Source organism: Butyrivibrio sp. X503, assembly GCF_003625475.1.
Taxonomy (GTDB): domain Bacteria; phylum Bacillota; class Clostridia; order Lachnospirales; family Lachnospiraceae; genus Butyrivibrio.
The window spans coordinates 488,279-503,161 of the sequence record NZ_RAIQ01000002.1 but is presented as its reverse complement, the minus strand read 5'-3'; the positions used below and the strand labels follow the sequence as shown (position 1 = coordinate 503,161).

The following is a 14,883-nucleotide window of genomic DNA, read 5'->3' as shown; positions in this document are numbered from 1 at the left end:
ATAATATGTTAAAGAGATGTTAAATATTTATAAAAGAAAGGGAAAAAGAAAGGGAAGAGAGGAGAATAATCGTAATGAAAAAAGTTATTGGAATACCGGCATTAGTACTAATGCTAGGAGTATTTCTTATGGGCTGTGGGGAGAAACAGGATGACAGTATTATACCGTCAGAAGTAGAAGTCCAGAAAGCAACTGAAGTAGTATCGGTCGAAGGGGAGACTGATACAGGTATCTCAAATGCATCGGAGGATATGTCTTTTGTAGACGATCCTTGGAATAAAGTATATTCAGTAGATATGCCCGCTTTGTACACTCAGATTGTTGAGGTCGATAACGCCGATGATTTTGAGGGAAGCTGGAAGGCTACTAATTGTCTTTCTGCTGTTTCCGGCAATTTTGAGATAACCAATGAGACAAATAAGGGTTTTCATTTTGAAGGTGAGTTCTTGTACGGATATCGAAGCGGTATGTTAAGCGGAGATGCGCATTTTGTATCAACCAACATGGCTATCTGCAATCAGGACGATGTGGAGGATTCGGCAAGCAACGGTTATATGATCTTTTATCTTGAAAATGATTCATTGTACGTTAATTCAGATCCCGGTTTGGGTGAAATGGGAATGTCGGTTTCACCAAACAATGAATATACAAAGGGAAAGCCTGTTTATACGAATGCTGAAAATATAAAAGCTTTTACGCAGCAGGAGCTTGATGCTATTCATGAAATTGTCGGGGATGAATTATATGAGTATCCATTCCTTGAGTGCACAAATAACTTTATTTTAGAGTCATCTGAGAAGACTTTGGAGGATGGAACTACATGCAAGTATTATGATTGTTATTTTTCCGATATGCCGGAGAGTTATACGATAATATTTGCTTCTGATGGCAGAATATTTATTGACTTACATGATCTTTCAGACGAGTACTTCTTTACAAATGCTGCTGAATGGACAAGTAATAAAATGCCGGAAGTGAAGTAATGCTTTATGTCAGGTAATGAGATGCCGGAGGAATGGACAATAGAATATTGATAGGATTATGCAGTGTTAAGCGAGCACGCTCCTTGCAATCGATAATGGCATATATTAGAATTAAATACTGAAAAAGCTGAATACTATAAAGGGTAAGGCATTATTTCAATATGAGTTCTGAGTCAAAAAAAGGTTTATATAAGCAGGTTGGTTTCCTTGCTATCGCGGGTGTGGTATCAAGAATTATCGGCTTGTTATACAGAAGTCCGCTTACAGCCATTATCGGGGATGATGGCAATGGATATTATACAGCGGCATATTATTTTTATAATATTGCTCTTTTGATATCCGCTTATAGCATACCTTCTGCTATGTCCAAAATTATTTCCGGCAAATTGGCTGTAAGAGAATATAGGAATGCTCACAGAATTTTTAAATGTGCACTTGTTTATGTTTCGGTAGTTGGCGGACTGGCGAGTTTGCTGCTTTTCTTTGGAGCTAATTTTTTTGCTGTTGGAAGAGCGGCTACAGTACTAAAGTTTTTTGCTCCGACAGTTTTCTTTTTCGGATTCTTGGGAGTTTTAAGAGGCTATTCGCAGGCTCATAGGAATATGATTCCTACATCTGTTTCACAGATACTTGAGCAGTTGTTAAATGCAGTAGTCAGTGTCGGCGGAGCATATATGCTTACTAACTACGTCGGCGATGAAGATCTTCCGAAAAGAGCTATGTTCGGTGCTATTGGAAGCGCACTCGGTACAGGTTCCGGAGTTATAATTGCTCTCTTATTTATGCTATTTGTATATAGTGTTAATAAAACAGGTATACATAGAAGAGTCGATAAGGATTTTCATGATGACATGGGAAATCATGAGGCTTTTAAGTTGATATTTATAGTCGTAACGCCTTTTATTCTTAGCACGGCGATTTATAATCTTTCTACTACAGTAAATTCTGCATTGTTTAGCCGAATACTGATCAATGTTAAGAATTTGGAAGAGCATGATGTGACTACTGTTTTTGGCGTTTATTCAGGAAGGGCAATGGTACTTTCCAATCTTCCGATTGCACTTTCGAGCGCTGCAGCAATGGCTATGATACCTGAGGTTTCAACTGCTTTTGCGAGAGGAAATAAAGAAGAAGCGGGAGATACAGTTTCGAGAGTAATGAGAATCATTCTCATGATATCGATTCCTGCGGCAGTAGGCTTATTTGCACTTGCAAGACCTGTAATGATGGTTTTGTTCCCAAGTCCGAATGAGACAATCCCAAGAGCATCATTACTGCTTATGCTCCTTGCTATAACGGTAGTTTTCTATTCAGTATCAACGCTTACCAATGCTGTTCTTCAAGGAATCGGCAAGTTAAAAGAACCTGTTATCAATGCTGCGATTGCATTGGTTATACAGACAGCGGTTCTTTGGATATTGCTTGTGTATACAAATATAAATGATATTGCATTATGTATTGTTACGATCATATATTCGCTTACAATGTGTATACTCAATAACTTTGTGATGAAGAAGCATATTCCCATCACATATGATTTCAGGAAGACATATCTGCTTCCTTCGATATCTGCTCTTGTCATGGGAATTGTGGCATTCTGCACACATATGATATTTGAAAAGCTTTTTATAAAATTATCTTTATGGATTACGATGAAGTTGTACGGAGAGGAGATTGCTAAATATTACTTATCCAATCTTATTGCAACTGTAATCGCGGTCGGAATTGCATTGTTCGTATACTTCGCTGTACTTATTAAGTCAGGCGGAGCATCGGAGGATGATATAAAGAGATTCCCTAAGGGGGTTAAGATCGCACAGATTCTTAAAAAACTTAGGATTTTATAATAAAGGGGATTTAAAGGAAAGAGAAATGAAGAGAAAAAATTTAATGTTATTATTGGCAACAACAGTAGTTGCAAGTATGATTCTTGCAGGCTGCGGGGAAGCAGTTTCAAGTGCAGGTGAAGAGGCAAGCGTAGAAGCATCAACAGAGGAAGTGGATGTAGCTTCCGATGCAGAAACAAGCGGTTCCGAAGGATTGGATAGCGCTGATACTGCAAGTAGTGATGAGAGTACAGAGGCTGTTTCCGGTGAATCTGCTTCTGCTGACGATGCAGCAACAGCTATTTCGGTTCCTGAATTTAGCAGCGCTGACGAAGAAGAGCAGTGGGTACTTGAGCAGATCAGCGGAGTTTGGGAGACAAACTATAAGCCGGCGGATCTTTATGTGTTTGATGGAAAAGAAGTGACACATTATACAGCTATTACCGAAGGTGTTGATTGGCCTGATAGTTATACTAAGGAAAAAAAGAAATCTGAGATAGTTTCTTTTGAGAAGATATCAGAAGATGACAATGAATATTATAGAATTGAATTAAGCGGATTTTCTTGGGCAGTCTTTCATTGGACTCCAAGTATGCCTTATGATCTGACCAGTAGTGAACCATATAGTGCGTCAAGTAGCTTTGAGCGTCCTTATGGTTACAGTAATGAAAATAAGATCACAATTGAGGATTATAGTAAAGACTTTAATATAGTTGAATAAAACAGATTTGAGGGACCGGATTATTTCGGTCCCTCTTTTTTTACTCACTTATAAGCTTTAAGCTTGATATATCGGGAGCGATGGCAAGAGAGTAGTTGGTGTAGTAAACTACAAAGCCGGGCTTTGCGCCGTTAGGCTTCTTGACATCTTTTCTTTTTAGATAATCGATCTCGACTTTCTCCTGATTCTTACCTTTTGAATAGTAAGCTGCAAGAGCTGCGGCTTCTTCAAAAGCTCTGTCCGGAACTTCTTTTCCGCCTGTAAGAAGTACGACGTGGGAACCGGGGATCTTCTTGGCGTGGAACCACCAGTCGCCGCCGTTTGCAGTCTTAAAGGTAAGCTCATCGTTTTGCAGATTGTTTTTTCCTACATAGATATCAAAACCGTCGCTTGAAAGATAGTGGAAGGGTTTACTTACAACCTTTTCCTTCCGCGCGTTCTTGCCCTGATAATGAGCCTTTATATAGCCTGTCTGTTGAAGCTCTTGCTTGATCTGAACAAGGTCGGCTTCTTCTTTTGCAATCTCAAGAGCTGTCTCAACGGATTCAAGCTGATCGATTGCTTCTTTTGTTTCCTTCATCTGTTCTTCAAGAGCTTCTGCTGTTCTTTTAAGTTTAGTGTATTTATCAAAAAACTTTTTCGCGTTCTGAGCGGGTGTGAGAGTAGGGTCCAGTGTTATAGTCACATCTTTTCCCGAGTTATAGTCATTGACCGTTATCTTCTCGGCACCGGGCTCTGCGCTGTAACCGTATACAGTAAGGAGCTCTCCGTAAACGCGGTATTTATCTTTCTTCTCAGCGTCCTTCATCTGCTTAAGCTGAAGGTCATATTTACGAACATTACGTTCAAGAGCAGTCTGTACGATCTTTCTTAGGTCGACCGACTTCTGACGGATTCTTGTGACGATGTTCTTCTCTAAGTAATACTGCATGATAAGAGACGAGATAGTCTCGGGATATACAAGCTCGGCGCCTTCTGAGTCCTCGTAGATTGACAGAGGAATGGAAGCATACTCCTTGGGAGTATCGTTTTCATATGCGATGCAGGGCGTAAAAGAGCCTTCTTTAATATTCTGAACAATTTCATCAAAAGCTTTATAAAGTGCGATCGCTTCTTTGGTTTCAAGGCTGATCGCGGATTTATCTGCGTCGACGCCCGCTCTGTGGCAGATTTCCTGTGAAATGATCGGAGAAAGGCCTGTGTAAGCCGAGTAGATAGCTTTAAAAACAGGCATTCCCTTTGAGAGAACACATGATGAGAAGACATCTGCGTTTGTTTCAAGCGGATTCTCTTTTTCCTGAGAAGGGATAAAGTATTCTCTTCCGGGAAGAACCTCGCGGACTGAGCTTACAGACGCGGGTATGTGCTTGATGCTGTCGATAATGACGTTGTTCTCGTCGACAAAGATGATGTTGCTGTATTTTCCCATAATCTCGATTAGAAGAGTCTTATGGCGAAGATCGCCCATTTCATCGAGGTGCTCGATCTCAAAGCGTATGATCCTTTCAAGTTCCGGCTGTGTGATGCTGATGATGCGGCCGTTCTGAATGTGCTTACGAAGGAGCATGCAGAAATTGGGCGCGGTCATGGGTGAAGGCTTGGTCTCGTCCGTCTCATAGATGAGCGGGAGAGAAGCGCCTGCAGACATCAGAATCTTAGCCTGCTTAATGCCGTATTTATCAATATTCTCGTAGGAGAGCTTGACCGTGATAAGAAGCTCGTCGCTCTCAGTCTGTGCAATTTTATATATACGGCCGCCTGTTAAGCGGTCGCTGAAATCTTTGGTGAGATTTGCAATTGTAATACCGTCAAATGCCATAATTATCAATATCTCCGTTTATTAAAAAGAGTCTGTTTAATTATATTCTGCGAAAGGTAAAAGGTCAAAAAATGAATATCACCGGAACAATTTTTGTTTTGACCAGATCCTTTTAAAATAATAACATTAAAAAGATAGGAGGTTTTTATTATGGCTAAGGTTATTTTATTAAACGGCAGCCCCAAGGCTAACGGCTGCACAGCGACTGCGCTCGCTGAGGTTATAAAGGTTTTGAATGAAGAAGGTATAGAGACTGAGCTTATACATGTCGGCAACAAGGCTGTAAGAGGCTGCGTATGCTGCGGTTCTTGTGGGAACACAGGTAAGTGTGTATTTGATGATGATCTTGTAAATGAAGTTGCAAGGAAGTTTGAAGAGGCAGACGGACTCATTGTGGGAAGCCCTGTTTACTACGCTTCGCCTAACGGAACAATTCTTTCGTTCTTGGACAGACTATTTTTCAGCTCACATTTTTCAAAACAGATGAAAGTCGGAGCTGCGGTTACAAGCTGCAGAAGAGGCGGCAATACAGCAACCTTTGATGTTCTCAATAAGTACTTTACTATAAGCGGAATGCCTGTTGCTTCTTCAACATATTGGAATCAGGTGCACGGTCGTACGGCGGAAGATGTACTTAAGGACAAGGAAGGACTTCAGACAATGAGAAACCTTGCCCGCAACATGGCGTTTATGATAAAAGCCATCGCAGATGCAAAGGAAAAGTACGGTCTTCCTACGCTTGAGAGTGGCGCATTTACAAGCTTCCCTGACGGAAAATAAGTGGCAGGTTTTTACACGACCTTATACAGGATATTGAAAACGGCGTCGAGGAATTCTTTGTTGTTCATTCCGGTTTCTTTCTGAATGAAGGCTTCCTTGTTGGCGGCAAGCTTGATAACACCGCAAAGTGAGCCCCACATCGCAAAGGTCGTGACAAAGGCTTCGTCGCCGAGTTTAAAAAGCTCTTTAATATAGGCGCTGATCTCTTGACCTACGATATACGTATCGAGGTCGGTGTTGTAGAATTTGTTTTCTGAAAAATCAACGTTGATGGTGTCTTGCGCAAAGTCAAAGTACATGGGATATTTTTTATAATATTTCAAAAGACCCTTGCAGATACCGAGGAAATTTTCTTTGTCAGTCTTTTTAGAATCGGTGTTTTTGATGATCTCATTTTTTAATAATGACATGCTTTTAAGGGCGAGATAGCTGACTATCTCGTCCTTGTTTTCAAAATAGGTATATAAAGTCGCCTTGCTGTAGCCGGCTTCTTTGGCAATGTCGCTGACCGTTACCTTTACGGTGTCTTGCTCTTTAAAAAGCTTTTCGGCCGCAGCTGCGATTCTTTCTCTGTGTACTATAGGTTCTTCTTTTATTCGTCTTCCCATATTTAATGTACCTTTATGTAGTCTGATAAGTCCCTTCTGACAGCGTTGTTTTCTCCGTATTTCTTAACACATCCGACGCGAAGGAGCATCTGCTGATTTTCTGAAGGAAGCTGTGTCTTGTATTCGGCTTCCTCAATTGCATAGCTCATCGGATGAACAGATATGTTGTTTTCCGTAAGATCAAGCCAGATATCTGTTGCCTTTATACCGCACTCCACAAGCTCTTTTTTGGAATCGCCGGAAGATACGATGATAAAGCCCATGCATCCGTTTAGCTGACTTTCCGTGTTGGCAATGCCCTGATCTGCGAATGTCTTTCCCTTTGCATTTTCGTGGTTGGTGAAAAGATAGTAGAAGACCTTCTTGATACCCGTGATGCCAAGCTGCTCAGCGCTCAGACCGTCTTTTTTATCTTTTGTCTCTTTATTGGAGAGCCTAAGCCAATTTGAAAGTTCTGCCGCTGTTTCCTCGTCGTAAGCCTGTTTGATATAAGCATCTGCCGTTGCTTTTTTTATTATAGCAAATTCTTTGGTGTCAAAAGAGTAGTATTCGCAGCCGATGTTTTTGCAAAGCTTTGAAACGTATTCGTTTTTGGAAGAATCGCTTATGTCAAAAGCTCTTTTGTCTGTGTGACGTTTCTTGATCCTGGTGATTGTATTTGGATCGATCTTATCTGAGATCTTTTTATATGACAGATTCATGGTATCGGTTGATTCGTCATAGCTGTAAGTAACATTGTACCCGTAAGCGAGAAAAGCCTCTTCGAGGGTTCGTATATAGCATCCGAGTGAGAGGAACTGTTCTCTGGCTTGGGGGTCAACGACGCTCAGCTTTCGCTCGGGGTCGGCAGAGACGGTAAGCTTTCCTTCTTCCGGGTACAATTCAATGAGCCAGCATTGTATGTTGTGAGAACTCGGGGCAAGAGAGCCCAGGTACATAATCTCGGACAGTTCTTCGTTAAGTCCTTGTATATTCTTATCTGTATTCACGTTTGTTTTCCTCCCTGTGACAAGTATTGATGTGAGCGCTGCAACCAGCATGATCGTAGTTGTGATAAGCGCTATCAGTGTTTTCTTTTTCATAATATGGTCGCTCCTGAAGTATATATTTTAATTAAACCGCTGGTTTAATTGATACATCGTAGTAATTAAACCATTGGTTTAATTAATTGTCAAGAGGAAAATGAATCATTAACCCCGCCCCTTAAGTTATGGTAGTATATTTATACGAAATATATTTTTGCAAAAGACAAGGAGAACACTTATGGAAACCTGGTACTACGTAGTAGACAGCATTGACGGAGATTATGCCAATCTTAAGAGATGCGATATAGAATCAGACGATCTTAAGCTTGTTGCGAGAGCTCTTTTGCCCGAAAGTATTGCAGTCGGAACTAAGCTTAAGTATGAGTTTATGCAGTATTCTATAGCAGAGTGATATTTGATAAAATAAATAGGACAAAATTTGATAGTGTTAAAGTCAAAATATAAGAAGTAAAAGGGTGGATTATGGATTACAGTCAATACGAAACATACGGTTTTGATAACGTGAGCGCTTTTAATATGTCTACCGGCTTTAAAGAGCGCAGCTACCAGATGCATTGGCATTCCTACGGCGAGATTATTCTCGTGGGACCGGGCAAGACCAATGTATATAAGGTCAATCAGGACACGTACACTCTTGTAGAGGGTGATTTCGTGCTGGCATGGCCTATGGAGATGCATTCTATAGTTGACGCGGACAGAGAAGAAGCGCTTGTTATTCAGTTTAGCAATGCTTTTGTCAATTCACTCTTTGATCTTCAAAGAATCATGCATTTTTACAGGAATCTGCATGTCATCTGCATCAATTCGCATCCGCTCCTGGCAGCCAAGCTTAAAGAGATCACGTATAAGATGAAAGAGATATTCTTTTCGGACGGACCCGACCGTGAGCTTAAGTGTTGCATGCTTTTAATGGAGTTTATGATGACACTTGATGAGTACAGAGAGGAGTTTGTTCCCGAGATCCAGCCGGGAGCACACAACGGATATACGGATGACGTCATGAAGAGGATGATCGGAGTTACTGATTATATCAAGAATAATCTGACTTCCGACGACCTTTCTCAAACTACTATGGCAAAAAGAGTCGGCATCAGCAGGGACTATTTTTCCAGAATGTTCAAAGAAGTTACCGGAATGAATTACAATAAGTGGCTAAACATGATCCGTCTGGAGAAAGCTATAGAGCTTCTTTCCAACAAGGGGATGACACTCACGGAGGTTGCGATGTTATCGGGCTTCCAGAGTATTCCGAGCTTTAACAGGGTGTTTCATAACGAAAAGGGCATGGCTCCCGGAGAGTACAGGGATCTGTACATAAAAGAGAGGTAAGCTGCCCATATATCAGTATTTTTTATGAGGGAAGGAAAAAGAATGTCTAATACGGATATCATTAAGTTTTTGTCTGAGAGAAAAAGGCGTATCGCCATGTCTCTTGCAGGCGTTATTATCTGTGCGATAAGTGTCGGTATCTTTAAGCTTGCCGCGCTCGGCGTAGATCCGTTTCAGTCTCTTATGAGCGGACTTGATGCGATCATTCCGATCGAATTCGGTACCTTGTATGTAATTGTAAATGCGATTCTTTTAATATTCAGCTTGGTTGCGGACAGGCATAACATCGGTATCGCAACCTTTATCAATCTGTTTCTTTTGGGATATATCACACAATTTACGTACGCAGCACTTCAAAAGGTATTTCCGAATCCGTCTATGATCTTTAGGATCATCTGCCTGATCATAGGAATCGTGATCATCTGCTTTGGTTCGGCTCTTTATATGACGGCGGATCTCGGTGTTTCGACATATGACGCGGTTGCCATCGTTATGGCAAATAAGTGGAAGCTTGGAAAGTTCAAGTACATCAGGATCTGCACAGATCTTGTTTGTGTAACTCTTGGCTGCGCTTTATTTGTAATGGCAGGTAATGCGATCGGCAAGATCCCTACGATAGCAGGTGTCGGAACGATAATCACCGCGTTCTTTATGGGACCGCTCATCGATTTCTTTAATATAAAGATAGCAAGACCTATGCTTGAGAGAGGCAAGAAATAATCAGAGGCACAGCACGTTAGAAAGGATTATTTATGGAATACAAGTTACTTAAAAATATTCAGGGACCTTCGGATGTGAAAAAGCTTTCTGAGAGTGAGCTCATAGAGCTTGCTGCAGAGATCAGAGAGGCTCTTTTTAACAGAACAACAAAGATAGGCGGTCATTTTGGACCGAACTTCGGAGCGGTTGAGCTTACGATCGCCCTTCACTATGTATTTGAGTCGCCCATTGATCAGTTTGTGTTTGACGTTGCACATCAGACATATCCTCACAAGATGCTTACGGGAAGAGCTGTGGCATACTATGATGATGCACACTTTGGCGATGTTTGCGGCTTTACTCATCCCGATGAGTCAGAGCATGATATGTTCTACATTGGACATACTTCTACTTCTGTAAGCCTTGCAACAGGACTTGCCAAGGGACGTGATGTTACGGGTAAAAAAGGCAACGTCGTTGCAATAATCGGTGACGGCTCTCTCAGTGGCGGTGAGGCCCTTGAGGGTATCGATTATGCAGGTGAGATGGATTCCAATCTCATCATCATCGTTAATGATAACGAGCAGTCCATTGCCGAGAATCACGGCGGTCTTTACAAGAATCTTGAAGAGCTCAGAAAGAGCGCCGGCACTTGTGAAAATAATCTTTTCAGGGCGATGGGACTTGATTATAAGTATGTAGAAGAGGGCAATGACATACAGACTCTTATCAAGGCTTTTTCTGAGGTAAAAGACATTGATCATCCGATAGTCGTTCATGTTCATACACAGAAGGGTAAGGGCTATCCGCCTGCCGAGAAGGATAAGGAAGAGTGGCACTATGCAATTCCTTTTAACAGAGAAACCGGAGAAAAATATGGCGGTGGCGGAGAGTCTTATTCGGATATTTTTGCGGATTATATGCTTGAAAAGATTAAAAAAGATGATTCGGTTGTATGCGTGACTGCAGCGATACCGGGAGTGGCGGGACTTACCGAGGTTGTAAGAGGACTTATGGGTAAGAATTATGTCGATGTCGGAATAGCCGAGGAACAGGCTGTTGCGATGTGCTCAGGTATTGCAAAGAACGGCGGTAAGCCTGTATTTGTCACAAATGCGACATTTGCTCAGAGAGTATACGATCAGGTGACTCAGGACGTTGGACTTAACGGAAGTGCTGTAACGATAGTTCTTTATTCTTCATCAATATTTGGAATGGGCGATGCGACACATATCGGTATATCCGCTATGGGCATGTTTACAAACGTTCCGGGAATCGTATATCTTTCACCCACTAACCGAGAGGAGTTTATGGCTATGCTCGATTACAGCCTTGAGCAGAATGATCATCCCACGATCATTGCGGTTCCTTGCGATGGCGTAAATGCGGCGGAGTATGATGTTGCCAAGAGCTATGGCGAATTCAATAAGTATCAGGTTTGTGAAAAGGGTGAGAAGGTTGCGGTCCTCGCACTCGGAGATTTCTTTAATATCGGCCGCAAGGCAGCTACACTTATCGAAGAGAAGACCGGAACAAAGGCAACACTTGTTAATCCCAGATACGCTTCGGGCGTTGATACGGCTCTTTTGGATGAGCTAATCAAGAATCATGATACGATCGTAACTCTTGAGGACGGTATCCTTGAGGGAGGCTTTGGTCAGAAGATCGCTTCATATCTTGGAGGCAAGGACGTTAAGGTCCTTAACTACGGCTTCGAAAAGAGATTCTATGACGGCATTTCTTCAAGCGAAGTGCTTAAGATGAACAGGATCACACCTGAGCAGATCGTTGAAGATATTATGTGAAAACCGCACCATTACAAAATTGTAAGGTAATAATATATTGTATTCCTCCTTGGTGAGTGATATAGTTTCAAGATATATTCACACATCAAGGAGGCTTTTTTATGAAGACTATCGGACTTATAGGTGGAATGAGCTGGGAGAGCACGATCACTTATTATGAGATCCTTAATAAGGAAACAGTGGCTAAGCTCGGTGGATTCCACAGTTCCAAGATCATGATGTACAACGTTGATTTTGCGGAGCTTGAAGACAACATGAGTAAAGGCAACTGGGACGGAAATGCCAAGATCCTTACTGACGCGGCGGTCAGACTTGAGAAGGCCGGCGCTGATTTCATCGTCATCGCGACAAACACAATGCACAAGCTTGTACCTCAGATCGAACAGAAGATAAGTGTTCCGATCCTTCATATTTCCGATGCGACGGCAAATGCCATAAAGCGCGACGGATATAAAAAGATCGCACTTCTCGGAACGAAGTTTACAATGACTCAGGACTTTATCAAGGACAGACTTGTAGATGCGGGACTTGAAGTGATGATCCCCGATGAAGCAGATATTGAGCTTGTAAACGACGTTATCTTTAACGAGCTTTGCCTTGGCAAGGTGCTTGATTCATCAAGAAAAGAATATCAGAGAATAATCTCATACATGAAAGATAGAGGCGCTGAGGGCGTTATCCTCGGCTGTACCGAGATCGGAATGCTGATCAAGGAAAGAGACAGTGTGCTTCCTGTCTATGACACGACTATAATCCATGCAACAGAGGCCGCAAGGGAGGCACTTAAGTAATCAGCAGACTCAGTTTTTTTGAGTCGTGCTGTACTACTTAGTTCTGGCGAGCAAAGCGAGAGCAGAACTTCCTTTCGGATTTTTTCAAAATATGAGGAGATTATACGATTATGAATATTTTACTTTTTTGCTGTAAGGGTTTTGAGAACATGGAGTTTGCGCCTTTTGTTGACGTTATGGGCTGGGCCAGAAATGACCACGGCTACGATGTAAACGTCACTACATGCGGTTTTACCAAGGTTGTAAATTCCACTTTTGATATCAAGATAAATATGGATAAGACGATCGATGAGATCAGCGTGAGCGATTATGACGCGCTTGCGATCCCCGGCGGATTCGACGAGTGGAACTTCTATGATGAAGCGTATGATGATAAATTTCTTGAGCTCATCAGAGAGTTTGACAGACAGGGCAAGATCATCGCATCTATCTGCGTCGGTGCTCTTCCCATCGGAAAGAGCGGAGTTCTCAAGGGCAGAAACGCAACGACCTATCATTTGAGAGATGGCTATAGGCAGAAAGAGCTTGCTGAGTTCGGAGTTAACGTAATCCCCGATCAGAGAGTCGTTGTCGATAAGAACATCATCACAAGCTTTTGCCCCGAGACTGCAGCAGACGTAGCTTTCACACTTCTCGAGAAACTCGTCGGAAAAGAAAAGACCGCTGTCGTTTCTGAAGCGATGGGCTACTAAATACGTAAGGCAGGAGCAAAAGATGAATGTTGAATATAAGGACATTAAAGATTTCACCAAGGAGCAGCTTGAGGATTTATTTCTTTCTGTTGATTGGTCATCAGGACATTTTCCTGATAAACTTGTAGTAGCGATGAAAAATTTTAAGACAGTCATTTCTACGAGAGATGCGGCTTTGAAAAGAGTACCGATGCATCGCCGATGTTTATAACATCGCTTTGGACGTAAAAGAAAAATACTTGGGTTTCACTCATATGGAGGGCGACTTATGCCAAATGAAAACGGAACATGGATAATGTACGGCGTATCTTGGAACGATCCTGAGTGTTTGCACAGCTATGAAGAGGCAATTGACTACATAAATGAAGTAGGCTTTTTGCCTCTTTTTAAAAATGACATTCCCGGATTTTCGCTTGAGGAGCGAACTGTTCCCAAGTACTGGTGGTGCGGAGATCCTGAAGTCGACCCGTGGGAGTGGCGAGAGCTTATCGCAAGAAGCGGAAAGGTCGCCTACGGCAAGTTTTTTGATAAAAAAGCCGGATTCATTTCAAAGAAATGGCTTCCATATTTTGTCAATGTAAGACGAGACGGATATGATTTCGATGCGCTATGGGAGGACGGAAAAGCTTCAGCCAAGCAGCGCAAGATCATGAGTCTTTTTGCCGAAGAAAATGAAGACGCCGAGATTTATTCCAATGAGCTTAAGGCAAAGGCAGGTTTTGGAAAAGGCGGAGAAAAGAATTTTGACGGAACCATAACCGGTCTTCAGATGCAGATGTATCTTTGCGTCCGCGATTTCAGACAAAGAAAGAATAAACTTGGAGAAGAGTATGGCTGGCCGATCGCGATTTACTGTACGCCTGAGCATCTGTGGGGCTACAAGCATGTTACCAAGGCATACAAAGAAGATCCGAAAGAATCTGCAAAGAGGATCATAAAGCATATGAATGATATTTATCCGGTGGCAACACAGAAGCAGCTACAGAGGATTATAATGTAAGTGGTAACAAACGATCATTAGATTGATAGGAGGACAGTATGAAAACAGCGGGGAATCAAGTATCTTTTTTTAGAGCATGGGGCAGAATATCTTCAAAGATAGTTAAAAAGAATCTTTCGGTTTTGTATTTAGAGATCATAGGATCGTTTTTGATAGGTGCTATTCTTCTGGGACTTATAGCATATTCTATAGTTACTCATAATCAGGTTTTGATCGATATTGTTTCTTCCAGTAATTTTGTGATAATCATATGTATAGCGGCATTTTGCGCTTTCATAAGATTTTTTATTGAGTTTATCAAATACATAGGCAATTTAAAAAATTTTTCGGATTTTGATTATGCAATTATTGAAGAGGAACTTGATAGGATGAATACATATAAGTTCCCTTACAATTTGTATCTGACCGAAAACTACATCATTAAACTTCATAAAATGTATAGCGGCGCAGTAAGCAAGGAAGATGTTGATACATTTATGGTCAAGTATACCGATGTTGAGTGGGAATATGGAGATATAATCGGATTTGAGAGTGCTAAGATAAAGGACAATATCGGTGTTGCGATTTATGGAAAAGAAATTGGAAAAAAGGTAATTTTCAGAGCGCATAATAATGATGCCAACAGGAAATATGCCGATCAGATTATTGGAGTGATCGCAATGAAAAATCCGAATGTCAAGGTTGGCTACACTGAGGAAAACAGAATCTTGTTTGAAGGTGCCGTAAAACAAAATTATATGTGATAATAATTTATAGTATTATTAACGTGACTGTAAGACCTAAG

The 14,883-nt window shown here is 41.5% G+C and carries 16 protein-coding genes; 13 read left to right on the top strand and 3 right to left on the bottom strand.

The features are described from left to right. Positions 1–74: 74 nt before the first annotated feature. The 3 genes from D6853_RS05150 to D6853_RS05140 all read left to right on the top strand — a co-directional run bounded on the left by D6853_RS05150 (position 75) and on the right by D6853_RS05140 (position 3,530). On the top strand, positions 75–983 hold the full coding sequence (locus D6853_RS05150; protein ID WP_120656953.1) for a hypothetical protein: 909 nt from the start codon (positions 75–77) through the stop codon (positions 981–983). Positions 984–1,144: 161 nt separating this feature from the next. Next, entirely contained in the window at positions 1,145–2,830 is a 1,686-nt protein-coding gene (locus D6853_RS05145) for a putative polysaccharide biosynthesis protein (RefSeq protein WP_120656952.1), read from the top strand. A 25-nt stretch (positions 2,831–2,855) separates the two neighbouring features. Further along, the gene (locus D6853_RS05140) at positions 2,856–3,530 is read left to right on the top strand and encodes a hypothetical protein (protein WP_120656951.1); all 675 of its coding nucleotides are present in this window, start codon (positions 2,856–2,858) and stop codon (positions 3,528–3,530) included. A 40-nt stretch (positions 3,531–3,570) separates the two neighbouring features. Here D6853_RS05140 and D6853_RS05135 read toward each other — a convergent pair whose 3' ends face one another. Further along, a complete protein-coding gene (locus D6853_RS05135) occupies positions 3,571–5,349 on the bottom strand; it encodes an Rqc2 family fibronectin-binding protein (protein ID WP_120656950.1) in 1,779 nt (592 codons plus the stop codon). Between the two features lie 150 nt (positions 5,350–5,499). Between D6853_RS05135 and D6853_RS05130 the strand changes: the two genes are divergently transcribed. Further along, positions 5,500–6,129: a flavodoxin family protein gene (locus D6853_RS05130; protein WP_120656949.1), complete on the top strand. Its 630-nt coding sequence runs from the start codon at positions 5,500–5,502 to the stop codon at positions 6,127–6,129. Positions 6,130–6,140: 11 nt separating this feature from the next. Here D6853_RS05130 and D6853_RS05125 read toward each other — a convergent pair whose 3' ends face one another. After that, complete coding sequence (locus D6853_RS05125; protein WP_120656948.1) at positions 6,141–6,737, bottom strand: TetR/AcrR family transcriptional regulator; 597 nt, start codon at positions 6,735–6,737, stop codon at positions 6,141–6,143. A 2-nt stretch (positions 6,738–6,739) separates the two neighbouring features. Beyond that, the gene (locus D6853_RS05120; RefSeq protein WP_120656947.1) at positions 6,740–7,819 is read right to left on the bottom strand and encodes a hypothetical protein; all 1,080 of its coding nucleotides are present in this window, start codon (positions 7,817–7,819) and stop codon (positions 6,740–6,742) included. Positions 7,820–8,000: 181 nt separating this feature from the next. Here D6853_RS05120 and D6853_RS05115 point away from each other — a divergent pair, with 181 nt between their 5' ends. From D6853_RS05115 to D6853_RS05075, 9 genes are all read left to right on the top strand, one after another. After that, a complete protein-coding gene (locus D6853_RS05115) occupies positions 8,001–8,174 on the top strand; it encodes a chorismate--pyruvate lyase (RefSeq protein WP_120656946.1) in 174 nt (57 codons plus the stop codon). Positions 8,175–8,245: 71 nt separating this feature from the next. Beyond that, positions 8,246–9,112, top strand: coding sequence for an AraC family transcriptional regulator (locus D6853_RS05110; RefSeq protein WP_120656945.1), 867 nt, complete (start codon positions 8,246–8,248; stop codon positions 9,110–9,112). 42 nt (positions 9,113–9,154) lie between these two features. Further along, the gene (locus tag D6853_RS05105) at positions 9,155–9,832 is read left to right on the top strand and encodes a YczE/YyaS/YitT family protein (protein WP_120657010.1); all 678 of its coding nucleotides are present in this window, start codon (positions 9,155–9,157) and stop codon (positions 9,830–9,832) included. 32 nt (positions 9,833–9,864) lie between these two features. Beyond that, positions 9,865–11,616: a 1-deoxy-D-xylulose-5-phosphate synthase gene (locus tag D6853_RS05100; protein WP_120656944.1), complete on the top strand. Its 1,752-nt coding sequence runs from the start codon at positions 9,865–9,867 to the stop codon at positions 11,614–11,616. A 101-nt stretch (positions 11,617–11,717) separates the two neighbouring features. Further along, entirely contained in the window at positions 11,718–12,407 is a 690-nt protein-coding gene (locus D6853_RS05095) for an aspartate/glutamate racemase family protein (protein ID WP_120656943.1), read from the top strand. A 110-nt stretch (positions 12,408–12,517) separates the two neighbouring features. Continuing rightward, positions 12,518–13,099, top strand: coding sequence for a DJ-1/PfpI family protein (locus D6853_RS05090; RefSeq protein ID WP_120656942.1), 582 nt, complete (start codon positions 12,518–12,520; stop codon positions 13,097–13,099). A gap of 22 nt (positions 13,100–13,121) precedes the next feature. Then, a complete protein-coding gene (locus D6853_RS15470; RefSeq protein ID WP_243108298.1) occupies positions 13,122–13,310 on the top strand; it encodes a hypothetical protein in 189 nt (62 codons plus the stop codon). A 57-nt stretch (positions 13,311–13,367) separates the two neighbouring features. After that, on the top strand, positions 13,368–14,099 hold the full coding sequence (locus D6853_RS05080; protein WP_120656941.1) for an AlkZ-related protein: 732 nt from the start codon (positions 13,368–13,370) through the stop codon (positions 14,097–14,099). 38 nt (positions 14,100–14,137) lie between these two features. Continuing rightward, positions 14,138–14,842 carry a hypothetical protein gene (locus D6853_RS05075; protein ID WP_120656940.1) on the top strand — a complete coding sequence of 235 codons (705 nt, stop codon included), beginning with the start codon at positions 14,138–14,140 and terminating at the stop codon, positions 14,840–14,842. The last annotated feature ends 41 nt before the right edge of the window (positions 14,843–14,883 follow it).